This is a genomic window from Micromonospora gifhornensis (genome assembly GCF_016863515.1).
GTDB classification, from domain to species: Bacteria; Actinomycetota; Actinomycetes; order Mycobacteriales; family Micromonosporaceae; genus Micromonospora; species Micromonospora gifhornensis.
Window position 1 is genome coordinate 83,229 of record NZ_BOPA01000036.1, and the last position, 24,037, is coordinate 107,265.

Annotated in this window: 21 protein-coding genes and 1 pseudogene; 19 read left to right on the forward strand and 3 right to left on the reverse strand. The window is 71.6% G+C overall.

Translation table 11 applies throughout. The annotated features are described in order from the left end of the window. Positions 1-232 precede the first annotated feature (232 nt). Together Vgi01_RS23965 and Vgi01_RS23970 are read left to right on the forward strand one after the other, a co-directional pair. Positions 233-2,377 carry an MMPL family transporter gene (locus tag Vgi01_RS23965; RefSeq protein WP_204292510.1) on the forward strand — a complete coding sequence of 715 codons (2,145 nt, stop codon included), beginning with the start codon at positions 233-235 and terminating at the stop codon, positions 2,375-2,377. A 399-nt stretch (positions 2,378-2,776) separates the two neighbouring features. Next, complete coding sequence (locus Vgi01_RS23970; protein ID WP_204292512.1) at positions 2,777-3,379, forward strand: DUF998 domain-containing protein; 603 nt, start codon at positions 2,777-2,779, stop codon at positions 3,377-3,379. 70 nt (positions 3,380-3,449) lie between these two features. Here Vgi01_RS23970 and Vgi01_RS23975 read toward each other — a convergent pair whose 3' ends face one another. Together Vgi01_RS23975 and Vgi01_RS23980 are read right to left on the reverse strand one after the other, a co-directional pair. After that, positions 3,450-4,223 carry a hypothetical protein gene (locus Vgi01_RS23975; protein ID WP_204292514.1) on the reverse strand — a complete coding sequence of 258 codons (774 nt, stop codon included), beginning with the start codon at positions 4,221-4,223 and terminating at the stop codon, positions 3,450-3,452. A 143-nt stretch (positions 4,224-4,366) separates the two neighbouring features. Beyond that, complete coding sequence (locus Vgi01_RS23980) at positions 4,367-5,230, reverse strand: MaoC family dehydratase (protein ID WP_204292515.1); 864 nt, start codon at positions 5,228-5,230, stop codon at positions 4,367-4,369. 142 nt (positions 5,231-5,372) lie between these two features. Between Vgi01_RS23980 and Vgi01_RS23985 the strand changes: the two genes are divergently transcribed. The 8 genes from Vgi01_RS23985 (at position 5,373) to Vgi01_RS24020 (ending at position 15,439) form a co-directional block, all read left to right on the forward strand. Beyond that, on the forward strand, positions 5,373-6,335 hold the full coding sequence (locus tag Vgi01_RS23985; RefSeq protein WP_204292516.1) for an ABC transporter substrate-binding protein: 963 nt from the start codon (positions 5,373-5,375) through the stop codon (positions 6,333-6,335). After that, positions 6,332-7,216, forward strand: a complete 885-nt coding sequence (locus Vgi01_RS23990) for an ABC transporter ATP-binding protein (protein WP_204292517.1) — start codon at positions 6,332-6,334, stop codon at positions 7,214-7,216. The genes Vgi01_RS23985 and Vgi01_RS23990 overlap by 4 nt, the downstream gene beginning before the upstream one ends. Then, on the forward strand, positions 7,213-8,043 hold the full coding sequence (locus Vgi01_RS23995; RefSeq protein ID WP_102658959.1) for an ABC transporter permease: 831 nt from the start codon (positions 7,213-7,215) through the stop codon (positions 8,041-8,043). Before Vgi01_RS23990 ends, Vgi01_RS23995 begins: the two co-directional genes overlap by 4 nt. Before the next feature lie 83 nt (positions 8,044-8,126). Further along, positions 8,127-10,136 (forward strand): hydantoinase/oxoprolinase family protein, encoded by a 2,010-nt coding sequence (locus Vgi01_RS24000; protein WP_204292518.1) that lies wholly within the window; start codon positions 8,127-8,129, stop codon positions 10,134-10,136. Between the two features lie 2 nt (positions 10,137-10,138). Further along, positions 10,139-11,704, forward strand: coding sequence for a class I adenylate-forming enzyme family protein (locus tag Vgi01_RS24005; protein WP_204292519.1), 1,566 nt, complete (start codon positions 10,139-10,141; stop codon positions 11,702-11,704). Continuing rightward, a complete protein-coding gene (purB, locus tag Vgi01_RS24010) occupies positions 11,704-13,062 on the forward strand; it encodes an adenylosuccinate lyase (protein ID WP_102658962.1) in 1,359 nt (452 codons plus the stop codon). Before Vgi01_RS24005 ends, purB begins: the two co-directional genes overlap by 1 nt. Continuing rightward, positions 13,062-13,808, forward strand: coding sequence for an enoyl-CoA hydratase/isomerase family protein (locus Vgi01_RS24015; RefSeq protein ID WP_204292520.1), 747 nt, complete (start codon positions 13,062-13,064; stop codon positions 13,806-13,808). Before purB ends, Vgi01_RS24015 begins: the two co-directional genes overlap by 1 nt. Beyond that, positions 13,805-15,439: a thiamine pyrophosphate-binding protein gene (locus Vgi01_RS24020; RefSeq protein ID WP_204292522.1), complete on the forward strand. Its 1,635-nt coding sequence runs from the start codon at positions 13,805-13,807 to the stop codon at positions 15,437-15,439. Before Vgi01_RS24015 ends, Vgi01_RS24020 begins: the two co-directional genes overlap by 4 nt. 5 nt (positions 15,440-15,444) lie before the next feature. Here the strand turns inward: Vgi01_RS24020 and Vgi01_RS24025 are convergent, their stop codons facing one another. Further along, entirely contained in the window at positions 15,445-16,272 is an 828-nt protein-coding gene (locus tag Vgi01_RS24025) for an IclR family transcriptional regulator (protein ID WP_204292524.1), read from the reverse strand. 142 nt (positions 16,273-16,414) lie between these two features. On the opposite strand from Vgi01_RS24025, the gene Vgi01_RS24030 reads away from it, so the two are divergent. The 9 genes and pseudogenes from Vgi01_RS24030 to Vgi01_RS24070 form a co-directional block, all read left to right on the forward strand. Further along, positions 16,415-18,454, forward strand: coding sequence for a hydantoinase B/oxoprolinase family protein (locus Vgi01_RS24030; RefSeq protein ID WP_102658966.1), 2,040 nt, complete (start codon positions 16,415-16,417; stop codon positions 18,452-18,454). Further along, positions 18,451-19,440, forward strand: coding sequence for a DODA-type extradiol aromatic ring-opening family dioxygenase (locus tag Vgi01_RS24035; RefSeq protein WP_102658967.1), 990 nt, complete (start codon positions 18,451-18,453; stop codon positions 19,438-19,440). Before Vgi01_RS24030 ends, Vgi01_RS24035 begins: the two co-directional genes overlap by 4 nt. Continuing rightward, positions 19,433-20,260: a DODA-type extradiol aromatic ring-opening family dioxygenase gene (locus tag Vgi01_RS24040; RefSeq protein WP_204292526.1), complete on the forward strand. Its 828-nt coding sequence runs from the start codon at positions 19,433-19,435 to the stop codon at positions 20,258-20,260. The genes Vgi01_RS24035 and Vgi01_RS24040 overlap by 8 nt, the downstream gene beginning before the upstream one ends. Positions 20,261-20,280: 20 nt before the next feature. After that, positions 20,281-20,571, forward strand: a complete 291-nt coding sequence (locus Vgi01_RS24045; RefSeq protein WP_013733320.1) for a BMC domain-containing protein — start codon at positions 20,281-20,283, stop codon at positions 20,569-20,571. A 20-nt stretch (positions 20,572-20,591) separates the two neighbouring features. After that, a complete protein-coding gene (locus tag Vgi01_RS24050; RefSeq protein ID WP_102658969.1) occupies positions 20,592-20,918 on the forward strand; it encodes a BMC domain-containing protein in 327 nt (108 codons plus the stop codon). Further along, entirely contained in the window at positions 20,918-21,166 is a 249-nt protein-coding gene (locus Vgi01_RS24055) for a EutN/CcmL family microcompartment protein (protein WP_102658970.1), read from the forward strand. Before Vgi01_RS24050 ends, Vgi01_RS24055 begins: the two co-directional genes overlap by 1 nt. A gap of 12 nt (positions 21,167-21,178) precedes the next feature. Next, a complete protein-coding gene (locus tag Vgi01_RS24060) occupies positions 21,179-22,696 on the forward strand; it encodes a 2-hydroxymuconic semialdehyde dehydrogenase (RefSeq protein ID WP_239089131.1) in 1,518 nt (505 codons plus the stop codon). Further along, positions 22,693-23,487: a 2-keto-4-pentenoate hydratase gene (locus tag Vgi01_RS24065; RefSeq protein ID WP_204292527.1), complete on the forward strand. Its 795-nt coding sequence runs from the start codon at positions 22,693-22,695 to the stop codon at positions 23,485-23,487. Before Vgi01_RS24060 ends, Vgi01_RS24065 begins: the two co-directional genes overlap by 4 nt. Before the next feature lie 118 nt (positions 23,488-23,605). Further along, positions 23,606-24,037, forward strand: a pseudogene (locus Vgi01_RS24070) (acetaldehyde dehydrogenase (acetylating)); the annotation flags it as partial.

Here is a 24,037-nt window from a genome sequence, read left to right on the forward strand (position 1 = left end):
GCCGCTGCCAAGCTCAGGCACGAGGTGGAACACCACCGATAGGTGGCCATCAAACCATGCCGCCGGAGGCTCCCGGAGCGAGCGTGATTACGGTGTGAAATTCACTGATTCGGTGCAACGGCCGTGAACGCACGCGAATTCGGCACGTCGTCGTTGGCATGAGGTTGAGCTCAATGTTGGACGTGCTGACGGCGGCACCCGCCCTGACATCGCATCGTGAAAGGGCCGGCCGGTGAACCGTACGCTGCACCGCATCGGCGCGATCTGCGCCGCGCGTCCCTGGTTGACCCTTTCCGCCTGGGTCGCCACCCTGGTCCTGGCGCTCGGGCTGGCGGCCACCGTCGGCGGCACGCCCCGCGACGACTACGACGTGCCCGGCACCTCGTCGCAGGCCGGCACCGACCTGCTGCGCGAGCGGTTCCCCGCCCTGTCCGGCACCGAGGCGCGGGTGGTCGTGCACGACCCGGACGGCGGCCAGCTGGATCCGGCGCTGCTGGACCGGGTGATCGGCGAGCTGCGCGGCGTGAACCAGGTGGGCGTGGCCGGCCCCGCGCAGCCCTCGACCGACGGGGACACCGCGATCATCGACGTCCGCTACACCGTGCCGGTGACCGACCTGGACGACGACGCGATGGACCAGCTGCGCGCGGCCACCGGGCCCGCACGGGACGCGGGCCTTCAGGTGGAGTACGCCGGTCAGGTGCCGGAGGGCGACAAGTCGACGAGCCACACGGGCGAGCTGATCGGCGTGCTCGTCGCGCTCGTCATCCTGATCATCGCCTTCGGGTCGGTGGTGGCGGCCGGGTTGCCGATCATCGCGGCGTTGATCGGGCTCGGCATCGGCTCGTCGGGAATCCTGCTGCTGGCCGCGCTCACCGACATCGGCACCACCGCGCCGCAGGCCGCCGCGATGGTCGGTCTGGGTGTCGGTATCGACTACGCCCTGCTGCTGGTGACCCGACACGTCGAGGGGCTGCGTGCCGGCCTGACGCCACGAGCGGCGGCGGCCCGGGCGACCGCGACCGCCGGCCGGTCGATCCTGGTTGCCGGCGCGGTGGTGCTGCTGTCCCTGTTCGGGTTGCTCTTCTCCGGCCTCGCCGCGTACCGGACCTACGGGTATGCCACGGCGATCGTGGTGGCGACGGTGATGCTGGCCGCCATCACGCTGGTGCCGGCGTTGTGCACGATCGCCGGTCGGCGGATCGTCCGCCGCCGACGCATCGAAGACACCGCCGAGCCGCAGCGGCCGCCGATGACCGCCCGCTGGGCGGCGCGGGTGGGCCGACGGCCCGCCGGTTGGGCCCTGCTCGCCCTCGCGGTCCTGCTGCTGCTCGGTGCTCCCGCGCTGACCATGCGGACCTGGCCGCAGGACGCCGGTAGCCAGCCCACCGAGAACACCGTCCGGCGGGCGTACGACCTCATCGCCGCAGAGTTCGGACCCGGCGCGTACGCCCCGCTCGTGGTGGCGGTGGACCTGACCGAGGTGTCGCAGGATTCCGTACCGGCGTTGCGGGACCAGATCTCGGCGGTGCCGGGGGTGGCGACGGTTTCCGAGGCGCTGCTGTCGCCCGATGCCACGGCGGCCGTGCTGAGCGTGCAGTTGGAGTACAGCCCGCAGGACGCGCGCTCCGGTGAGCTGGTCGACCAGCTCCGCGCCGACGTGTTGCCGGCCGGCGCGGAGATCACCGGCGTCACGGCGGTCTTCGTCGACATCGCCGACCTGCTGGCCGAGCGGCTGTGGCTGGTGGTCGGCGTGGTGGTCGGGCTGTCGCTGATCCTGTTGACCGTCATGTTCCGCAGCGTCCTGGTGCCGATCAAGGCCGCGCTGGTCAACCTGCTCAGTGTCGCCGCCGCGTACGGCGTGCTGACCGCGGTCTTCCAGTGGGGCTGGGGCAGCCAGCTGCTCGGCGTCGACCATCCGGTGCCGGTCTCCACCTGGGTTCCGCTGCTGCTCTTCGCCGTCCTGTTCGGGCTCTCGATGGACTACGAGGTGTTCCTGCTGTCCCGGGTCAGGGAGGAGTGGCTGGCCACCGGGGACCCGTTCCAGTCCGTGGTGCGTGGTCTGGCCGCCACCGCCCGGACCATCACCGCGGCAGCACTGATCATGGTGGTGGTGTTCGCGGGCTTCATGACCAACGCCGACATCGTCACGAAGATGATCGGTGTCGGGCTGGCCACCGCGGTCGCTCTCGACGCCACGATCGTCCGGCTCGTGCTGGTGCCGGCGACCATGATGCTCTTCGGTCGGGCCAACTGGTGGCTGCCGGGGTGGTTGGACCGGCTGCTGCCGAACCTGGACCGGCGACGCGCACCCTCCGGTGCACCTGTCGACAAGGATGAGACGGACCGTCCGATGGAGCCGGTCAGCGCCGGTTGATCCACGCGGCATCACCGGCCCAGGCGTGGTGTCCGGGGCCGGTGATGCCCGTCCGTATCCGGTAGTCCCAGTCCAGCGGCTGCCGCCATCGACCCATTCGGCGAAGACCCGGGGGATGCCGTCGATGCGGCGTACGTAGGCGCAGCTGACCACCTGTGGGTGCACACCCAGGCCGACCCATGCCTTTCCTGGGTGATCGCCTCGGTCAGCGCGCCGGATCGACACAGCCGCTCCCCGCACGCTTTGCCGTCACTGCGATCCTATCGGTGAATGTAGTCGTCGAGCGGCCCCTGTTGTCCGGGCCGTGGATGCCATGACCATCGGCACTGTGGCCGCGACAGCTCGCTCGATGTACTGGAACCGCCGGAGGTTCCGGCACGCAGTGGAAAGAGGACGCACGTGGCCTTGTGGGCGGGTGCCGCCGGTGCGGTGTTGTTCGTGCTGGTGTTCCTCGTCGACGGCGGGAGCCGCCCGCACTACGCGTCAGCACGCCATCCGGTCAGCGCGCTGGCACTCGGCAGCCGAGGCTGGATCCAGACGGCCAACTTCGTGGTCTGCGGTTCCGCCATCACGGCAGGGGCGGTCGCAGTGATCGTCGAGGGCCTGAGCGTCCTACTCGGTGTTGTTCTGAGCATCTTCGGGCTCGGTCTTGTCGCCTCCGGCGTGTTCCGGATGGACCCGATGCTCGGCTACCCGCCGGGTGCCCCGATCGGCATACCCGAGCAGCACAGCACCGCGCACCGGGTCCATGACATCGCCGGTGCCGTCGTCTTCCTGTCCCTGCCCCTCGCCGCGACCATCAGCGCGTTCACCCTGTCCGCGACGTCCTGGCGAGTCGCCTCGGGTTGCGTCGCGGTGGCCCTGTTCCTCGGGCTCGGCCTGTTCGGCAGAGCCTGGGAGCGGGTGTCGCCGCGCATCGGTCTCATCCAGCGCGCTGTGATCATTCCGGGATGGAGCTGGCTCGCCGCGCTGTTCACCGCGCTGGCGCTCGGGCTGAGCTAGGCAGGGTGCCGACCCGCACCTCGGGCGGAGCGGGTCGGCACCTGTCGTTCCTGCGGACCGCGCTGCCGGGTCAGCAGCCGACGCGCTTGGTGGACAGCGCGATGTCGTCGATCCAGAGGTCGAACTCGCCCGGGGTGGTGCCGCCCTGGTAGAGCTGCCAGCCGATCTTCACGGTGTTCACCGTCGGCAGGATGAACGGCACGTCGTTGCCGCCGTGCTGCGTGGTGGAGGCGGTCAGCTCCGGGTTCGCCACGCCGTCGATCCACACCACGACGCGGTTGTCCTTCGGGTCGAGTTGCCACTCGAAGCACTGCCAGGTGTCTTCGACCACGGGCGCCGACTCCCGCCAGTTGGTCCAGTCGCCGGTCGGTCCACCGTCGGCGCCCACGCCCCAGAAGATGCCGGGGACCGTGGGTGCGTACTGGCCGCCGATCGGTCGGACGATCTCCGAACTGCCGGTGCCGGTCGCCTCCACAAGTGTGAAGTGCGCCCAGTCGGGGGCGGTGGGGAAGGCGTCGACGCGCAGCCGCATCCGGCCGTAGAAGCGGTTGCCCGGTGCGGCGAAGTCGTCGACGCGCAGGAAGGCACGCCCGTTGTCGGCGGTGTGGATGTGCAGCACCTGATTGCCGCGGCGGGCGCGTTCCACGGTGAGGGTGCCGTTGCGTGTGTCGATGCCCCAGTCCAGGGTGCTGGCGCCGCCGGGGCGTAAGCCCTCGAAGTCCTCGCAGAAGAGCAGGTGCCGTGGACAGGAGCCGTGATGTGCGGCGTTCGCGGCGTCGGTGGGCACGCTGCCGGCCGTGACGCCGAGCATCAGGGCGGTCAACGCGGCAAGAAGGTTACGCATGGTTCCTCCGTGAGTTGGTTCCCAGCGTGCCGGGGACAGGCCGCCCGTGGAAGCGTTCCCATATATAGCAGATATTCGATGCCTCGGTGGCCCGTCGCCGCTACCGGTGCGCCGCCGCACGGGGCGGCAGGTCAGCCTGCCGGCTACCGCACCCCGGCAGTACCCCGGTCGAGCACGACCCGGCCGGTGGCGTCGACGACCTGGAAGGCGACGCCGAGGCGACGCCGCCAGATCCGGATCGTCAGGGTGGTGCCCGGATACACGGGTGCGGTGAAGCGGGCGTCGAGGCCGCGCAGCCGGGCCGGATCCGATCCGGCGACCGTGTGCAGCAGGGCACGTCCCGCGTAGCCGTAGGTGCAGAGTCCGTGCAGCAACGGCTGCGGCAGGCCGGCGCGTACGGCGACCGTCGGGTCGCTGTGCAGCGGATTGCGGTCGCCGCTGAGCCGGTAGAGCAGCGCCTGATCGCGGGGCACCGGGTAGTGGATCTCGTGGTCGGGTGCGGTGGTGGGAGTCGGCCGGGCCGGGGCGGACGCCCGGTCGCCACCGAAGCCGCCCGCGCCGACGACGAAGAAGCCCGCCCTGGCGGTGGCCAGTGGGTGACCGTGCCCGTCGCTGATCCGGGAGAGAACCCGGACCAGGGCGCCGCTGCCCTGGTCGTGGACGGCGGTGACGGCGGCGGTGACGCGGGCGACGCCTGCGACGGGTACTGCGCGGTGCAGCAGCAGGGACTGTTCGGCGTGGCGGACGTTCGCCGGGTCGCCCAGGGGCGGCGGGTCGGCGGCGAGCAGGGCGGCGAAGGTCGGCAACGCGGCCTGCGGGTGGCCGGCGGAATTCTCGGTGGTGAAGCGCAGCTCGGCCGTGGGGTCGTCCTGGCCGGCACCGACGCCGAGGGCGTACAGCAGCGAGTCGGTGCTGTCCCAGTGCCGTTCGACGGTGCACCGCCAGCGCAGCAGCGACGCCGGGTGCGGGCGGTCGTCGAGCGCTTCGGGGTCGGCAGTCAGGGCCATGGGACCTCGTTTCTGGGCCGGTGCCAACAAAGTGCTGGTCAGCGCCTTGGGAATCTCTTGACGCTGTGGTTGGCAGCACAGTACCGTCCCACATTAAGCAACACGGACCACCATATGAGCCAGTCGAAGGACTGAGGTAGCCATGAAGATGCGCACGTTGCGGGTAGCAGCCGCGGCCCTGCTGATTACGGTCGCTGGGGCCGCATGCGCGGAGAACCAGACGGCAGACGGCTCCGGTGGCTCCGCCGCCGAACCCTCCGCCAACGTCACGTTCGGTGTGGGGGTCGACCCGGCCTACTCGCCGATCTACCTCGCCGACCAGGAAAAGCTGTTCGCCGAGTCGGGGGTCAACGTGACGGTGACCCAGTTCCAGGAGGGCACCGGCGGCCTCGACGCGATCCTGGCCAAGCAGGGTCAGTTCACCGCCAGCACCGAGTCCAGCCTACTCAACCGGGCTACTCGCGGTGACATCAAGGGCCTGGCCGTCTTCTCCCAGTCGCCCAGCTTCATCAAGCTCGTCGCCCGCGACGGAATCGCCGACGTGACAGGCATCAAGAAGTACGGCGTCGTGCCCGGCACGGTCAACGAGTACGCCACCAACAAGGTGCTCGCGGCCAAGAACATCAGCCGGGACTCCGTCGAGTTCGTCAACGCCTCCCCCGCCGAGATGCCGGCGCTGCTGCAGCGCGGCGACGTCGACGGTTACATCATGTGGGAGCCGTGGCCGTCGCGCGGCGTCGCCAACGGCGGCAAGATCCTGCTCACCAGCGGCGACATCGGCTACGTCTACAACCTCGTGATCGGCGTGGACGGTGCCTGGTACGAGGCGAACAAGGACGCCGCCAAGAAGGTCGTCGACACCATCGGCAAGGCGTGCGAGCAGCTCACCGCCGACCCCGCCAAGGCCGGCTCGGTCACCGAGAAGGCGATCAAGGTTCCGGCCGCCGAGGCGGAGACCCTGCTCAAGGGCGTGGAGTGCAAGGTCCGCGACTTCACCGACGAGGACCTGAAGCGCTACGCCGAGATCGCCCAGTTCCAGCAGGACAGCAAGATCGTGGAAAAGGCGGCCGACCCTGCGACGGTGATGATCAGGGGTCTGGTGTGACACCCCACGGCACCCGTACGGCAGCCCCGACCGGCCGGTCGTCATCGACCGGCCGGGGCGGGGCCCCCGTCTCCCTGCGTGAGGTCGACATCCGCTTCGGCGACTTCGACGCGGTGCGCGGGGCGACGCTCGACATCGCGGCAGGCGAGTTCGTCTGCCTGCTCGGGCCCAGCGGCTGCGGCAAGTCGACGCTGCTCAACGCGGTCGCCGGGTTCGTCACACCGGCCGGCGGCGAGGTCACCTGCGGCAATGCCCCGGTCACCGGGCCGGACGTGTCGCGCGGTGTGGTCTTCCAGAGCGCGGAGGCACTGTTCCCCTGGTTGACCGTCCGGCAGAACGTCAGCTTCGGCCCCCGGATGCGGCGCATGCCGAAGGCGCAACGCGCCGCCGTGGAGGACCGTTACCTGGCGATGGTCGGGCTCAGCCACAGCGCGGACAAGTTCCCCAGCCAGCTCTCCGGCGGCATGCGACAGCGGGCGCAGCTGGCCCGGGTACTGGCCAACGAGCCCTCCGTCGTCCTGATGGACGAGCCGTTCGGGGCCCTGGACGCGCAGACCCGGCTGGTCATGCAGGTCGAGCTGGACCGGATCTGGCGCGACACCGGTGCCACCATCCTGTTCGTCACCCACGACATCGGCGAGGCGATCCTGCTCAGCGACCGCATCGTCACCATGACGGCGGGTCCGGCCGCCGCCATCAAGAACGTCTACCCGTGCGACCTGCCCCGACCGCGTGACCTCACCGACCCGGCCAGCGCCGCCCTGTTCCGGCAGCTGCGCGAGGACATCGGCGAGGAGGTGGCCCGGACCCTGCGGGCCCAGGGGCTCGACGACGGGCACGACGGCCGGTCGACCGGCGATCAGAAAGGGGCGGGACGATGACCGTCGACGTACGCACCGACCCGGCGCCGGCCTCGGTCGCGCCGCGCCGGCCGACGCGGCGCCGTAGCGCCAAGCCCCGGCTGACCCGGATCGGGCTGTCGGTGCTCTCCGTGGCCCTCGGCATCCTCGTCTGGGACCTGGTCAGCCGCAACTACACCGCGTTCTTCCTGCCGTCGCCGATGCTGACCTGGCAGGGCGCCGTCGACCTGATCCGCGACGGCACCCTGTGGGACTCGATCACCGCCTCGTCGACCCGCATCCTGACCGGTTGGGCGCTCGGTGTGGTGATCGGTGTGCCGGTGGGGCTGCTCATGGGATGCATCCCCTGGCTGCGGCTGATGCTCGACCCGTACATCCAGTTCTTCCGGTTCGTGCCGCCGATCGCCTTCGTCACCCTGGCGATCATCTGGCTCGGTCCGGGCGAGGCGTCCAAGGTCGCGCTGATCTTCTACACCACCGTCTTCATCGTCGCGCTCAACACCCTTGCCGGTGTGCTGGCCGTCGACGATCTGCGGTTGCGGGCGGCCCGTGCGCTGGGCGCCTCGCCGCTGCGCACCCTCGTGTCGGTGGTGCTGCCGTCCACGGTGCCGCACGTCGTCACCGGTGCCCGGCTCGCCATGGGCAACTCGTTCCTGACGATCGTCTCCGCCGAGATCGTCGCGGCGCAGAGCGGCCTGGGCTCGCTGATCTGGACCGCTCGCAACTACGCCAAGACCGAGTGGGTCTTCGTCGGCATCCTCGCCCTCGGACTGCTCGGCTACCTCTTCGACTGGATCTTGCGCACCGTCACGCGGACCACCCTGCGCCGCTACGGCGTCACCTTCTGACGCCGCCACCGCGTCACCTGTTGACGCCGCCACCGCACACCGCCTGACGGTCGGTCTCCCCTCTTTACGAAAGGCACTTCCGCATGCTCTGCATCGGCGTCGACATCGGCGGCACGTTCACCGACGTGATCGTCTACGAGCCGGCCACCGCACGGCTCGCCGAGGCGAAGACCCTGTCGACGCCGCACGATCCCGCGGCGGCGATCTTCGAAGGGCTGGCCAAGCTCGGCGTCTCCCTGGACGCGGTGGACCGCTTCGTGCACGGCACCACGCGGGTGACCAACGCCCTGCTGGAGGGCTCCGGCGACCCGGTCAGCGTGGTCACCACCGACGGCTTCCGCGACGTGCTGGAGATGGGCCTCGGGCACCGGCCGCAGCTCTACAGCGTCAAGGAGGCGGCACGCCCGTCGTTGGTGCCCCGCTCCCTGCGGCACACGCTGCGGGAGCGGGTCGCCGCCGACGGCTCGGTCATCGAAGCGCTCGACACCGACCACTTGGACGAGGTCCTGGACCGGGTCGCCGCCGCCGGTCCGGGCACCGTCGCGGTCTGCCTGCTGCACTCGTACCGCAACCCGGCCCACGAGCGGGCCGCGGCGCAGCGGCTCGCCGAGCGCTACCCGAACCTGGTCTGCACGGTCTCCTCGGACGTGGTGCCGGAGCAGGGCGAGTACGAGCGGTTCGCCACCACGGTGCTCAACGCCAGCGTCCGGGGCACCGTCGCCGACTACCTGCGCGGGCTCGGCGCCGCCCTGGCCGGTGCCGGCTACCTGCATCCACTGTCGATCATGACCAGCAGCGGGGGCGTCGTCTCCACCGACGAGGCCAGCCGGCTGCCCATCAACCTGGCGCTCTCCGGCCCGGCCGGCGGTGTCGCCGCTGCCGTCTATGTCGCCGGTCTGGCCGGCTACTCGAACGTGATCACCTGTGACATCGGCGGCACCAGCACCGACGTCTGCCTGATCAAGGACGGCGCGCCGCTGATGACCAGCGACGGGACGATCGCCGGTTTCCCGAACCGCACGTTCCAGGTGGAGATCAACACGATCGGGGCGGGCGGTGGTTCCATCGCCTGGCGTGACCTCGGCGGCGAGTTGCGGATCGGTCCCCGCAGCGCCGGCTCCACGCCCGGTCCGGCCTGCTACGGCCGCGGCGGCACCGAGCCGACCACCACCGACGCCCACCTGCTGGTCGGGCACCTCGACCCGCAGGAGAGTCTGGGCGGCGAGGTGCAGCTGGACCCGGCACCCGCGCAGGCGGCCGCGGCAGCGCTCGCCGAGCAGCTCGGGCTGGACGCGATGGAGTTGGCGCACGGCATCCTGCGGCTGGCCACCATCAAGATGACGAGCGCGATCAAGGAGATCTCCGTGGCCCGCGGCCACGACCCCCGCGACTTCGTGCTGATGCCCTTCGGCGGCGCCGGTCCGATGCACGCCACGGCGCTCGCCGACGAACTGGGCATCAGCCGGGTGCTGGTGCCGCCGGTGCCGGGCAACTTCTCCGCGCTCGGGTTCGTCACCGCCCGCGCCCGGCACGACTACGTGCGTACCGTCCTGGCCGCCGCCGACGAGTCCGGCCTGGCCGCGGCACAGGCGGTCGTCGCCGAGTTGGAGGACGCCGCCCGGGCGCAGCTCAAGGCGGAGGACGGGGTCGAGGCCGACCAGGTGTCGTTCGCGCTGACGGTCGGCATGCGCTTCCGCGGCCAGAGCCACCACCTGGCCGTCGCCGTCGACGGCCTGCCGGCTACCGCCGAGGACCTGGTCGCGGCCTTCCACGCCGCGTACGCCGAGCGGTACGCCTACGTGCGCACCGACCACCCGGCCGAGATCGTGAACTGCCGGCTGACCGCCTTCGGGCCCAGCCCCGTGGTGCGTTTCGCCGCCCCCTCCGGCGGCGAGGCCCAGCCGGAGCGGACCCGGCTGTACGGGCCGGACGGCTGGGTGGACGCCGCCGTGTGGCGGCGCAGCGAGCTGGGACCGGGCATCCGGGTGACCGGCCCGGCCGTGGTGCGGGAGAACGGCAGCACCACAGTCGTCGGGGCCGGCTGGAGCGGCGCGGCCGACGAGCACGGCAACCTGCTGCTCACCCGGGACTGACCATGGCGACACTCGCCCTCGACGCCGTGCTGCTCGACGCGGCGGCGCGGCACCCGGACCGACCGCTGTACGCCTTCGCGGAGCTGGACCGCCCGGTCACGTACGCCGAGTTCGCCGAGCTGGCCGGCCGGGGCGCCGCCGTGCTGGCCGCCCACGGCATCGGTCGCGGTGACCGGATCGCGGTGTGGTCGGAGAACAGCCTCGCCTGGCTGACGCTGCTCGCCGCGGCGGCCTGGCGCGGCGCGGCACTTGTCACCCTGCACCCCGGTCTGACCGGGGCAGAACTGGCCGAGGCGGTGGCCCGCGCCCGTCCGCGCCGACTGTTCGTGGCCGGCCGGATCCGCGACCGGGACTCCGTCGCCGAGGCGGTCGCCGCCCTGGCCGGAGCGCCGTACGCGCCGGACGGCATCCACCCGCTCGGTGACGACGGCGGCCGGGAGGCGCTGGCGGCGTTGCCCGGCTGGGCCGACCCGACGCCGGAACCGGTCGGTGCCGCCGACGCGGTGCTGAACATCCAGTTCACCTCGGGCTCCACCGGCCCGGCGAAGATGGTGACGTTGAGCGGCCGCAACCTGGTGCGCAACGCGCAGTGGACGGCCCAGGCGGCCGGGCTGCACTCCGGCGACGTGCTCGCCTCACCGCTGCCGTTGGCGCACGCCGCCGGGCTGAGCAGCGGTGCGGTGCTCGCGCTTGTCACCGGGGCGCTGTGGGTGTCGACTCGCCGGTTCCGTTCCGAGACGGTGCTGGATCTGATCGAGCGGCACCGCTGCACGGTGCTGCAGGCCGTGCCGACGATGGCCACGATGATCGCCGATCGGGTGCAGGCCGAGCCGCAGCGGTGGGACATCTCCTCGCTGCGGGTCGGTTTCCTCGGCGGCGCGCCGTGCCCGCCCGCACTGCGGGAGCGGACCGTACGCGTGCTGGGCCTGGACCGGGCGGCCGTCATCTACGGCCAGACCGAGGCAGGTCCCACGATCAGCGTCGACCCGGGCGACGGCAGTTGTGCCCCGGTCGGGCTGACCGTCGGGCGGATCGTGCCCGACCTCGACGCGGTCGTGGTGCAACCCGGCACCCGGCAGCCCCTGCCGTCGGGTAAGGCCGGGGAGCTGCTGGTACGCGGCGAGTCGGTCACCTCCGGCTACCTGGACGACCCCGCCGCCACCTCCGCCGCCCTGACCGCCGACGGTTGGCTGCGCACCGGCGACCTCGGCGCGCTCAGCGCCGAGCGGGTGTTCACCCTCACCGGCCGGGTCAAGGAACTCATCATCCGTGGCGGCGAGAACGTCAGCCCGGCCGAGGTGGAGGCCGTGCTCTGCGAGCACGACGCCGTCGGTCAGGCCTGCGTGCTCGGTGTGCCGTCGGCGCGCTGGGGTGAGGAGGTCGGAGCGCTGCTGATCGCCGCGCCCGGCGCACGGCTGGACGTCGACGACGTGCTCGCCGCGGTGGCCGGGCGACTGGCCCGGCACAAGCTGCCCACCCGGGTACGCGTGGTCGCCGACCTGCCGCTGCTGCCGTCCGGCAAGGTCGACCGACGCGCCGCGCTGACGTTGTTCGAGGGGGAGAACTGATGCAGCTGGGGTCGTGTTTTCTCGATTCGTTGACGGTCACCAGCTTCTTCGGCAACGCCGAGATGCGCGGGGTGTTCAACGACCGGCAGCTGATGCAGTCCTGGCTGGACGTGGAGGCCGCGCTGGCGCGCGGGCAGGCGTCGCTGGGGATCATCCCGCAGGCTGCCGCGGATGCCATCTCGGCGACGGCCCGGCTGGAGAAGCTGGACGCGGCGGCCCTGGCCTCCGATGCCGAGGACACCGTGCACCCGCTGGTGCCGCTGGTGCGTGCCCTGACCGCGGCCTGTCCGGGCGACGCGGGACGTTACGTGCACCTGGGCGCCACCACGCAGGACGTGATGGACACCGGCTTCGTGCTGCGGGCCCGGGCCGGCCTGGACATCGTCGGCCGTCAGCTCGACGAGTTGGTGCGGCTGTTGCGGCGGTTGGCGCTGCGGCACCGCAGCACCCCGATGCCGGCGCGCACCCACGGTCAGCAGGCGTTGCCGACGACGTTCGGGCTGCGTCTGGCGGTGTGGCAGAGCGAGTTGCAGCGTCACCGTGCCCGGCTGCGGGAGATGCGCGCCCGGCTGTTGGTGACGAGCATGGGTGGGGCGGCGGGCACCATGGCCGGGTACGGGCCGCAGGCGTTCGCGCTGGAGCGGGCCGTCGCCGAGGAGTTGGGGCTGGGGGTGGCGGACACCCCCTGGCATGCCACCTCCGACCGGTTCGCCGAGTGTCTGATGGTGCTGGGTCTGGTGGCGTCCAGCGGCGAGAAGCTGGCTCGGGAGGTCTACTTCCTGGGTCGTACCGAGGTCGGTGAGGCGTACGAGCCGCAGCGGGCGACCCAGGTGGGCAGCAGCACCATGCCGCACAAACGCAACCCGATCCGCTGCGAGGCGGTGATCGCGGCGGCCAGCACGCTGCGCGCGCAGGTGCCGCTGGCGCTGCAGACGATGGTCGCGCAGGACGACCGGGACATGGGCGTCGGCATGACGCTGTGGAAGCTGCTGCCGGAGTGCTTCATCCTCATCGGCGGTGTCCTGGAACGCCTGGTGGAGGTCTTCGGTGACCTGGGTGTGAATCCGGACCGGATGCGCGCCAACCTCGACATCACCGGCGGGCTGGTGCTGTCGGAGGCGGTGATGTTGCGGCTGGCCGGCCCGTTGGGTCGTGAGCAGGCGCACCACCTGGTGATGCGGGTGGTGCGCGACAGCCTGGAACAGGGTCGCCCGTTCGCCGAGGTGCTGCGCGGCGACCCGGAGGTCGCCGCCGCCCTGTCCGGCGGGGACATCGCCGAACTGCTCGATCCCCTGTCGTACGTCGGTCACGCCGCCGCCCTGGTGGACCGCGCCCTGCTCACCTCGGAGTCGCCCTGATGAACGAACCGTCCGTGTTGCTGGAGCGGGCCGGTCGGCTGGCCCGGATCACGCTGAACCGCCCACACCGGCGCAACAGCTTCGACCTGGCGATGCTGGCCCGGTTCGAGGACGTGCTGCACGAGGTGGGCCGCGACTCCGAGGTGGAGGTGCTGGTGCTCACCGGCGCCGGGTCGGCGTTCTGCGCCGGCACCGACCTCGACGAGCTGGCCACCCTGGACGCGGCCACCACCATGCACGTGCAGCGCCGTACGGCCGAATTGGTGGAGCGCTGGTACCGGATGGAGCAGACCACGGTGACCGTGTTCAACGGCCCGGCGATCGGCTCCGGCGCGGTGCTCGGCCTCGCCGCCGACCTACGGGTGGCCGCCGACAGCTGCTTCTTCACCTTCCCCGAGGTCACCTTCGGCATCCCGCTGACCTGGAGCGGCATGGCGATCCTGGCCGACCTGGTCGGCGCGGACCGGGCGAAGCGCTGGCTGCTGCTGGGCGATCGGATCACCCCGGCCGAGATGCTGCGGCACGACCTGGTCACCGCGGCGGTGCCGGCGGACGAGCTGGGCGCGGCGTGTGACGCGGTCATCGAACGGCTGCTGGCCGTCTCGCCGGTGGGTCGGTCGATGACGAAACGTGCCGCCCGGCTGGCCGGGCCGAGGTTCGAGGCCGCCGCCAACGATTCGTATCTGGGGGCGTTGAGCGTCGCGTTGCGGCCGGCGGGCGCCTATCCGAAGGGCGGGAAGCCGTGAAGGTGTACCAGTTGCTGGCGGATGCGCTTGTCGCCCAGGGCGTCGACACGGTGTTCGGTCTGCTCGGCGACGCGAACATGTTCCTCGTCAGCGACCTGGTGGCCCGGCACGGCGTGCGGTTCGTGGCGGCCCGCAACGAGAACGCCGCGGTGATGATGGCCGACGGGTACGCCCGCGCGACCGGTCGGTGCCCGGTGGCCACCGTGACGCAGGGCCCGGGGTTGGCCGTGGCCGGTGCCGCGCTGACCATCGCCCGTCAGGCGCGTACGCCGCTGGTGCTGGTGGCGGGTGACACCCCGCCCGGCGATCCGCAGCACGTGCAGAGCTTCCCGCAGCAGCCGTTCGCGTTGGCCACGGCGGGTGAGATGGTGCCGGTGGTGGCCGCGGCGAACGTGGCCCGCGACGTCGCCACGGCGTTCCGGCTGGCCCGCTCGGCTCCTGGGCCGGTGGTGTTGAACGTGCCGATCGATCTGCAGGACGAGGACGTCGCGGACGACGTGCCAGCGCCGGTCGCCGTGCCGGTCGCCGTGGCGGCTACCCGCCGGCCGGGGCCGGCGGCGGCGCACCCGGACGACGTGGCGATGCTCGCCGCGCTGCTCCAGCAGGCCGAACGGCCGGTGGTGCTGGCCGGGCGGGGCGCGGAGACGGCTGCGGCGGCGGTACGGGAGTTGGCGGATCGCAGCGGGGCGGTGCTGGCCACCACGCTGATGGCCGGGGGTCTGTTCGCCGGCCATCCGTACTGTCTGGGGGTGGCGGGCGGTCTGGCCCGGCCGCTGACCCGGCGGGTGTTGGGCGAGGCGGACCTGGTGGTGGCGTTCGGTGCCGGGCTCAACCGGTGGACCGCGGACCACGGCCGGCTGTTCGGCCAGGCCAGGGTGGTGTGCGTCGACATCGACCCGGCGGCGTTGGGTGACCGTTGGCCGGTGGATGTGCCGGTGGTGGGCGACGCGGAGATGGTCGCTTCGGCGGTGTCGGCGGCGCTACCGGTGATCTCGCGGCCGCAGTGGCGGTCGGCGGAGCTGGCCCGGCAGGTGGCGGCGGCCGACGCGTTCGCCGGGCTGGAACCGTTGCAGGCGGCGGACCGGATCGACCCGAGGGCGTTCATCCGGGTGTGCGCCCGCAGACTGCCGCCACAGCGCACCACTGTGGTGGGGGTGGGGCACTTCGGCGGCTGGCCGAACCTGCTGCTGGATTCACCGGCGACGGACCGGGCGCTCATCGCGCCGTGGGAGTTCGGCAGCATCGGCGTGGGGTTGCCGTTCGCGGTGGGTGCCGCGGTGGGCCGCCCGGACCGGCCGGTGGTCGCGTTCGAGGGTGACGGCAGCCTGTTGACCGGGCTCGGTGAGCTGGACACGTTGGCCCGTACCCGCGCGGCGGTGCTGTTGATCGTCCTGGACGACTCGGCGTACGGGGCGGAGGTGCGCAAGTTGCGTCCGCGTGGGGTGGATCCGTCGCTGGCCCGCTTCCCCGAACGTGACCTCGCCGCGGTGGCCCGGGCGCTGGGTGTGCCGGCCTGGACGGTGACGGACGAGGCCGGTGCCGACGCCGCGTTCGACGCGGTGCTGCCGGTCACCGGCCCCGCCCTGCTGCACGTGCGGGTGCACCCGGACGCCGTGCAGGAACACTTCTGAGCCGGTCAGTCCCCCCAGACCGCACCCACGCCATGACCCAACTGACGCGACAGCTCGTTCGCCGTGCGTACGGCGGCGGCGGCCAGTTCGGCGACGCGGGTCTCGTCGAGGCGGAAGATCGGCCCGGAGATGCTGATCGCGGCGGTGACCTGGCCGAGCCGGTCGCGTACCGGCGCGGCGACGACCCGCAGGCCCTCTTCGCTCTCCTCGTCGTTGAGCGCCCATCCCTGCTCGCGGACCTGGTGCATCCGCTTGGCGAAGGTGTCCAGGTCGGTGATGGTGTTCGGGGTCAGCGGCGTGAACTCGGTGTCGGCGAACATGGCGCGGATCTGCTCGTCGTCGAGGTCGTGCAGCAGGGCCTTGCCGGCTGCGCTGCACCACAGCGGGATGCGCCGGCCGAGGCGGGAGACGAGCTGCACGTTGCGGGTGCCGCGCTCGATGTAGATCGACAGGGCATCCAGCTCGTCGCGGATGGACAGGTTGACCGACTCGCCCTCGTCCTGGGCGAGCTGGTGCAGCAGTGGCCGGGCCAGGGCGTGCATGTCGAGCCCTTCGAGGAAGCAGGCGCCCAGCTCGAAGACGGTGACCCCGAGCCGGTACGCGCCGGTCTCCTCGTTGCGTTGCAGGAAGCCGGTGTCGGCGAGCGCCCGGAACAACCGGCTGGCGGTCGACTTGTGCAGTCCCAGCTCGCGACTGACGTCGCTGACCTTGCGTTCGACGCCGCCACTGCGGAAGGCCAGCAGCACGCTGAGCGCGCGGTCGAGCGCCTGGGTGCCCGATTCCCGGGCGGCCGGTCCCTCCGCAGCTGGGGACGGTCCTGCGACCTGCGACATCTTGCTTCCCACCTTCTCGGTTGCTAGTGTTTCACAATATAAACCACGGACCACATTATGGTCCATGCACGGGACCACATGGTCCGTGTGAGGTCAAAGCCAAACCACTCGTCATCACGAGTCGGAACCCATGAGGCGTCGCATGACCAAGACGTTGAACCCGATCGACCTCGAGATCGTGACCGAAGGTCTCATCTCGATCGTGCGCGAGATGCGCCAGACGATCTTCCGCACCGCGCACTCCCCCGTCATCGCCGACGCACAGGACTTCTCCTGCGCGTTGTTCGACCCGCAGGGTCAGATGGTGGCCCAGGGCCGGGACATGCCAGGGCACGTCATCGCCATGCCGGCTTCCGTCGCCGAGATCTTCGCCGACTTCGCCGACGAGATGCGCCCCGGCGACCTGTACATCGTCAACGATCCGTACCGGGGCGGCAGTCACCTCAACGACGTCACACTGATCACCCCGGTCTTCGTCGACGGCGAGTTGTTCCTCTTCCCCTGCGTACGCATGCACTGGGCCGACATCGGCGGGATGACTCCCGGCAGCGTCTCCGGACAGGCCACCGAGATCCTTCAGGAGGGGTTGCGGATCCCGCCGATCAAGCTGATCGAGCAGGGCCGCCCCAACGCCGCCGCGTACGCCATCCTCTTCGCCAACGTGCGGATGGCCGACGAGCGTCGCGGCGACCTGGAGAGCTGCATCGCCGCCTGCTTCACCGCCGAGCGGCGACTGCGCGAACTCGTCGGCCGCTACGGCGCGCAACTGCTGCTCGACAGCGTGGCCGCCAACATGGACCGCACCGAGCAGCGGCTGCGCGACCGCATCCGGCAACTGCCCGACGGTGTCTACCGCTACGAGGACTACCTCGACCTCTACACCGACGGGCGGTACGACCCCGCGCTGGTGCGCTGCGTGCTCACCATCGACGGCGACGAGATCGACGCCGACTTCCGGGGCTCCTCCACACAGGTCGCCGCCGTGGTCAACTCCTCGCGGGCGATGACCGTCGCCGGCGTCTTCATCGCCGTCAAGAGCGCGCTGGACCCCGGCGGCCTGGTCAACCACGGCGCCTTCCGGCCGCTGCGGGTGCACACCGAGCCGGGCACCGTCGTGCACGTCGCCTACCCCGCGCCCGCCAACGCGCACAGCGAGGTACGCAAGCGGGTCATCTCCGCGGTCATGGCCACGCTGAGTCAGGTCGCACCCGACCTCATCGCAGCCGACCAATTCGGAACCACCTTCCAGAACCTCATCGGCGGCGTGGACCAACGCACCGGCCGGTCCTACCTGTACTACGACTACCCCGCAGGTGGCAACGGCGGCTTCCTGGAATCCGACGGTCCGAGCGCGATGAACCCCGTCGACCTCGGCGACATCTCCACCATCCAGTCCGTCGAGCGGCTGGAGACGGAGATCCCGATCGTCGTCGACGCCTCCGAGCTGCGGCTCGGTTCGTGCGGCGACGGGGCACGCCGGGGCGGGCTGGGTAGCCGACGCGAGACGCGGCTGCTCGCCAGCAACGGGGCGTACTCCGTGCAGACCGACCGCACCACCGTGCCGCCGTACGGTCTGCACCGGGGTGGCCCCGGCGCCCCCACCGTCACGTTCGTGCGCCGCGCCGACGGCGAACGGGTCGACTTCGACACCCCCGGCAAGGTGGCCGGCTTCGCGATGCGCAGCGGGGACGTGCTCGTCATGGAGTCCGCCGGTGGCGGCGGTTGGGGCGATCCGCTCGACCGTGAACCCGCCGCCGTCGCCGACGACGTGACGCAGGGCTACCTGGACGCCGACGACGCGCAGCACCGCTACGGCCTGCGGTTCGACGCCGACGGCCGGGTCGATGCCGCAGCCACCGCGGCGGCCCGGCAGGAACTACGCCGCCAGCGCACCTGGCTGCGGGTCAGCACCACCGGCCGGCAGCCGTACACCGGGGAGCGTGGCCGGCGACGGCTGGCCTACGTGGGCCCGGGCACCGGCCTGGCCGAGGGTGCCCTCGTGGAGATCCACGGCCCGCACCCCGCGCCCCTGCGGGCCTGGGTCCGACACGACCCCGACCTGACCGACGACCAACTGGCCCTCGACGACGACGGGCTGCAGATCCTCGGCGCCGAACCCGACGAGCGCACGTTCGTGCGGGTGCTGGCCGACCGGGGCACGACCGGGGAGGGACCGGCATGAGCAGAGTCTTCCGCGTGCCCGTGGCACCCGCCCGTTCGGGTGGTGTCCGCCGCTACGACACCACCGAACGACCTTCGGCGGAGTCGGCGCCCGCCCGCGCCGGCATCGTCGCGGGGGTGCTGAGCCCGCACCCGCCGCACCTGATCTACGCGGAGAACCCGCCGCAGAACGAGCCGCGGTCCACCGGCGGCTGGGAGGTGCTGCGCTGGGCGTACGAGCGGCTGCGCAAGCGCATCCGCGAGGTGCACCGCCCCGACGTGCTGATCGTGCACGCCCCGCACTGGATCACGATGGTCGGTCACCACGTCAACTGCGTGCCCAACCCGCGCGGTGTCTCCGTCGAGCCGATCTTCCCGCACCTGTTCCGGTACTCCTACGACTTCCGTACCGATGTGGAGCTGGGCGAGGCCATCGCCGACGAGGCCACCGACCTGGGCCTGGTCACCCGCAAGCTGCACGACCCCCGGGTACGGGTGGACTACGCCACCATCGGCGCGTTGCACCTGGTCAACCCGGCCTGGGACATCCCGGTGGTGTCGTTGTCGGCAAACAACAACCCGTACTTCTACTCCGAGGCGTCGCTTGAGGAGATGGAGGTGCTGGGCGAGGCGACCCGCCGGGCCGTCGAGCGGACCGGTCGTCGGGCCGTGCTGCTGGCCTCGAACTCCCTGTCCCACCTGCACTGGCACGAGGAGCCGGAGCTGCCGGAGGACATGGAACGCGAGCACCCGTACAACAACCACCAGTACCGCTGGGACATGAAGCTGCTGGAGGCGATCCGTCGGGGGCCGACCGCGCCGCTGCGCGAGCTGATCACCGAGCACATCGAGGCGACCGCGTCGGAGACCAAGGCGGGCAGCCTGACCTGGATGTTGGCCGCGATGGGCTGGCCGCAGGTGCCCGGCGACGTCATGGGCTACGGAACGATCATCGGCACCGGCAACGCGGTCGTCGAGTGGACGCCCGAAGGAGGACACCGTGGCTGACACCGGCATCGTCGCCGGGGCGCTGCTGCCCGGCATGCCGCACCTGCTGGCCGAGAAACCCGCGCAGTGCTGGGCCGACCTGGCCGCCGCCGCCCGGGAGGTGGGCGATCGGCTGCGTCGCCTCAAGCCCGACGTGGTGCTGCTGCTGTCCACCCAGTGGTTCACCGTCCTGGGCCACCAGTTCCAGTGCGACCCGAACCCGCGCGGCGAGCACGTCGACGAGAACTGGTACGCCTACGACTACGGCGAGCTCCGCTACGACCTGCGCTTCGACGTGCCGTTCACCGAGCGGTGGACCGATCACGTGAACAAGGCCGGCATGCAGGCCCGGCGTACCCGCTACGACGGCTTCCCGATCGACACCGGCACCATCGTCACCTCGGCGCTGCTCGACCCGGACCGCGAGCTGCGCTGGGCGCAGGTGTCCTGCAACCTGTACGCCGACGCGGAGACCCTCGCCGACGTCGGTGCGGCCGGTGCCGCCGCGGCCCGCGAGGCCGGCGTCCGTGCCGCCGTCGTCGTGGTCACCGGTCTGTCGTCCGGCCTGATCCAGCAGTGGATCGAGCCGCACTCCGATCACGTCAGCGACCCCGGGCACGACCGCTGGAACCGGCGGGTGCTGGACCTGCTCACCGCCGGCAAGGTCGACGAGGTGCTGAAGATCCGCGAGGACTTCGCCCGGCAGGCGCAGGCCGACAGCCAGTTCCGCGCACTGGCGTTCGCCGCCGGCGCCGGAGCGACCGCCGGTCCGGCGCAGCTGCACGCATACGGACCGCTCTGGGGCACCGGCGGCGCCGTCCTGTCCTGGAACCTGCCCTGAACATCGGAAAAGGAGAACCCATGCGGAACATGGCTGCCGGCTTCGTCGAGGCCGAGGGCTACACCGCCATCTTCGACGCGGTCGACGCGATGGTGAAGGCCACCGAGGTCGAGGTGACCCGCGTCGTGCGCCTCGGCGGCGGCATCGTCGCCGTCGCCCTGCGCGGCGACCTGGCCACCGTCGAGGAGGCCGTCGACATCGGCGAGGAGACCGCCAAGGCCAAGAGCCGGAAGGTGCGCTCCATCGTCTTCGCCAGCCCCTGTGACGCGGTCTCGGCGCTCGCCGTCGACCCCCGCCTCGTCGGCAACTGACCCGGTAAGGAGAACAACACATGCCTTCTGACATCGCCATCGGCATCGTCGAGACCCGGGGCGTGGTGGCCCTGTCCGCCGGGATCGAAGCCATGATCAAGACCGCGGACGTGCGCTGCATCGCCGTGGAGCGGGTGACAAGCGGCTACCTCGCCGCCGCCGTGCAGGGCACCCTCGCCGCCGTCCGGCAGGCCGTGGCCTCCGGCGAGGCCGCCATCCGGCAGCACGGCGAGCTGCGCAGCTCGCAGGTGTACCCCAAGCCGCACCCCACTACGGCGGCGCTGCTTGAGGACCCGGAGGCCGCCCGCATCCGGGAGGTCATGGCAAGCCTGCGGGGAGACGGCTGATGATTCTCGGTGAGGTCGTCGCCAAGGTCTGGCCGGACAAGATCCTGCCGACGTTGCAGGGTCGCCGGCTGGTGCTGGTCCGGCCGCGCACCGAAGGGCCCGACCTGGTCGCGATCGACCCGCTCAACGTCGGCGTCGGCACCGTCGTGCTGGTCGCCACCGACGAGGCGGCCGCCGCGGCCACGGGCGAGCCGACGGCCGACGCGGCCGTCGTGGCGCTCGTCGCTGACTCCACCACCGAACGATAGGGAACCAAGCCCATGACATCCGGGCGTACCACCCGTTGGCCGAGCGGCCTGATCGACGGGCGCCGCAGCGGCGACCTGCTGCTACCGAACTACGTCGGCGGTGAGTTCGTCACCGGCGGCACCTCGTTCGCGAAGGTGTCGCCGGTGACCGGCGAGACGCTGCTGCACGTCGCCGAGGCCGACCAGGCCACCGTGGACGCCGCGGTGACCGCCGCACGGGCCGCGCTGCGCGGCCCGTGGGGTGCCATGGGCGAGGGCGAGCGGGCCGCTGTGCTGCGCCGGGTCGCCGACGAGTTGGAACGCCGTTTCGACGACCTCGTCGCCGCCGAGGTCGCCGACACCGGGAAGTCGGTGGCCCAGGCCCGCACCCTGGACATCCCGCGCGGTGCGGCGAACTTCCGGACGTTCGCCGACATCATCACGGCCACCCCGACGGAGTCGTTCACCACCGTCACCGCGAGCGGTGGGCGGGCGCTGAACTACGCGGTCCGCAAGCCGGTCGGCGTGGTGGCGATCATCGTGCCGTGGAACCTGCCGCTGCTGCTGCTGACCTGGAAGGTGGCACCGGCCCTGGCGTGCGGCAACGCGGTGGTCGTCAAGCCCAGCGAGGAGACGCCGTCGTCGGCGACCGTGCTGGCCGAGGTGATGGCCGCCGCCGGTGTGCCCGACGGGGTGTTCAACCTGGTGCACGGTTTCGGTCCCGGCTCGGCGGGTGAGGCGCTCACCCGCCATCCCGGGGTGGACGCGATCACCTTCACCGGCGAGTCCGCCACCGGCTCGGCCATCATGCGCGCCGCGGCCGACGGGGTGAAGGCGGTGTCGTTCGAGCTGGGCGGCAAGAACGCCGGGTTGGTCTTCGCCGACGCCGACCTGGACGCGGCCGTCGAAGGTTCGGTGCGGTCCAGCTTCACCAACGGTGGTCAGGTCTGCCTGTGCACGGAACGGATCTACGTGCAGCGGCCGGTCTTCGAGGAGTTCGCGGCCCGGCTGGCGAAGCGGGCCGAGGAGTTGGCGTTCGGTTGGCCGTCCGAGCCGGCGACGATGACGATGCCGCTGATCTCGGCCAAGCACCGGGAGAAGGTGCTCGGTCACTACGACCTGGCCCGCACCGAGGGGGCCACCGTGCTGGCCGGCGGTGGCGTGCCGGTGTTCGGCGACGGCCGCGACGGCGGCTCGTACGTGCAGCCCACCGTTCTGACCGGGTTGGGGCGGCACGCCCGCACCATGCGGGAGGAGATCTTCGGGCCGGTCTGCCACATCGCGCCGTTCGACGACGAGGACGAGGCGTTCGCGCAGGCCAACGACAGCGAGTACGGCCTGGCCGCCACCGTGTGGACCCGCGACGTGGGTCGGGCGCACCGGGCCGGGGCACGGCTGGACGCCGGCCTGGTCTGGGTGAACACGTGGTTCCTGCGGGACCTGCGCACCCCGTTCGGTGGGGTGAAGGCGTCCGGCGTGGGACGCGAGGGCGGCACCCATTCGCTGCACTTCTACTCCGAACTCACTAACGTCTGCGTGGACCTCGGATGAGCGCCGACATCAAGGGCGCGGCCGCGGCGCTGCGCCAGGCGTACGCCACCGGGGTGGCCTGTCAGCCGCTGCGCGACGACCTGCTGCCGGCCGGCGACCTGACCGCCGCGTACGCCGTGCAGCAGGCCCAGGTCAGCGACTGGCTGGCCGAGGGTCGCCGGCTGGTCGGGGCGAAGGTGGGCCTGACCTCGCGGGCGGTGCAGGAGGCGTTCGGCGTCTTCCAGCCCGACTTCGGTGTCCTCTTCGCCGACATGGCCGTCCCCGACGGCGCCGAGATCGACCCGCGGACCCTGATGCAGCCGCGCGTCGAGGCGGAGGTCGCCTTCGTCCTCGGCCGCGACCTGCCCTACGACCAGGTCACCGTCGCCGACGTGGTGCGGGCCACCGACCACCTGCTGCCCGCCATCGAGATCGTCGACTCGCGGATCGCGAACTGGGACATCTCCATCGTGGACACCGTGGCCGACAACGCCTCCAGCGGCAGGTACGTGCTCGGCACCAGTCCGCGCCGGCTCGGCGAGGTCGACCTGCGGCTCTGCGGTGCCGTGCTGGAGCAGGGCGGCGAGCCCGTCTCCGTCGGGGCCGGGGCGGCGTGCCTGGGCAATCCGTTGCACGCCGTCGCCTGGCTGGCGGGGACCCTGGCCGCGAACGGTCGACCGTTGCGGGCCGGGGACACCGTGTTGTCCGGCGCGCTCGGCCCGATGGTGGCGGTGACCCCGGGCGCGGCGTACGAAGCCCGCATCTCCGGCCTGGGCAGCGTCCGGGCCTGCTTCTCGAAAGGTGGCTCGTGAGCGCGAGGAGTGAGCCGGTTTTGCGAGCCCCGCAGTCGAGAACGAAAGGTGGCTCCGTGAGCGCGAGGAGTGAGCCGGTTTTGCGAGCCCCGCAGTCGAGAACGAAAGGTGGCTCGTCATGAGCACCGGCGTGGCGGTGATCGGATCGGGCAACATCGGCACCGACCTGATGATCAAAGTGTTGCGGCTGTCGGAGTCGCTGCGGATGGTGGCGATGGTCGGTATCGACCCGGACTCCGACGGTCTGGCCCGGGCCCGTCGGCTCGGTGTGGCCACCACCGCCGCAGGTGTCGACGGGCTCGTCGCGATGCCGGAGTTCGCCGACGTCGGGATCGTCTTCGACGCCACGAGCGCGGGCGCGCACCGGCACAACGACGCGGTGCTGCGCGCCCACGGTCGCCGGGTGGTGGACCTGACCCCGGCCGCGATCGGCCCGTACGTGGTGCCGCCGGTGAACCTCGACGCCCACCTGGGCGAGCGCAACGTCAACATGGTGACCTGCGGCGGTCAGGCGACGGTGCCGATCGTCGCGGCCGTCGCCGCGGTCACG

Excerpts from the sequence above, each read along its gene's own strand:
- Vgi01_RS24035 (WP_102658967.1), top strand. The coding sequence starts at position 18,451 with ATGAGCAGAGTCTTCCGCGTGCCCGTGGCACCCGCCCGTTCGGGTGGT.
- purB (WP_102658962.1), top strand. The coding sequence starts at position 11,704 with ATGCAGCTGGGGTCGTGTTTTCTCGATTCGTTGACGGTCACCAGCTTC.
- Vgi01_RS23995 (WP_102658959.1), top strand. The coding sequence starts at position 7,213 with ATGACCGTCGACGTACGCACCGACCCGGCGCCGGCCTCGGTCGCGCCG.
- Vgi01_RS24025 (WP_204292524.1), bottom strand. The coding sequence starts at position 16,272 with ATGTCGCAGGTCGCAGGACCGTCCCCAGCTGCGGAGGGACCGGCCGCC.
- Vgi01_RS24015 (WP_204292520.1), top strand. The coding sequence starts at position 13,062 with ATGAACGAACCGTCCGTGTTGCTGGAGCGGGCCGGTCGGCTGGCCCGG.
- Vgi01_RS23975 (WP_204292514.1), bottom strand. The coding sequence starts at position 4,223 with ATGCGTAACCTTCTTGCCGCGTTGACCGCCCTGATGCTCGGCGTCACG.
- Vgi01_RS24045 (WP_013733320.1), top strand. The coding sequence starts at position 20,281 with ATGCGGAACATGGCTGCCGGCTTCGTCGAGGCCGAGGGCTACACCGCC.
- Vgi01_RS24065 (WP_204292527.1), top strand. The coding sequence starts at position 22,693 with ATGAGCGCCGACATCAAGGGCGCGGCCGCGGCGCTGCGCCAGGCGTAC.
- Vgi01_RS24005 (WP_204292519.1), top strand. The coding sequence starts at position 10,139 with ATGGCGACACTCGCCCTCGACGCCGTGCTGCTCGACGCGGCGGCGCGG.
- Vgi01_RS23980 (WP_204292515.1), bottom strand. The coding sequence starts at position 5,230 with ATGGCCCTGACTGCCGACCCCGAAGCGCTCGACGACCGCCCGCACCCG.
- Vgi01_RS24000 (WP_204292518.1), top strand. The coding sequence starts at position 8,127 with ATGCTCTGCATCGGCGTCGACATCGGCGGCACGTTCACCGACGTGATC.
- Vgi01_RS23985 (WP_204292516.1), top strand. The coding sequence starts at position 5,373 with ATGAAGATGCGCACGTTGCGGGTAGCAGCCGCGGCCCTGCTGATTACG.
- Vgi01_RS24050 (WP_102658969.1), top strand. The coding sequence starts at position 20,592 with ATGCCTTCTGACATCGCCATCGGCATCGTCGAGACCCGGGGCGTGGTG.
- Vgi01_RS24030 (WP_102658966.1), top strand. The coding sequence starts at position 16,415 with ATGACCAAGACGTTGAACCCGATCGACCTCGAGATCGTGACCGAAGGT.
- Vgi01_RS24060 (WP_239089131.1), top strand. The coding sequence starts at position 21,179 with ATGACATCCGGGCGTACCACCCGTTGGCCGAGCGGCCTGATCGACGGG.
- Vgi01_RS24055 (WP_102658970.1), top strand. The coding sequence starts at position 20,918 with ATGATTCTCGGTGAGGTCGTCGCCAAGGTCTGGCCGGACAAGATCCTG.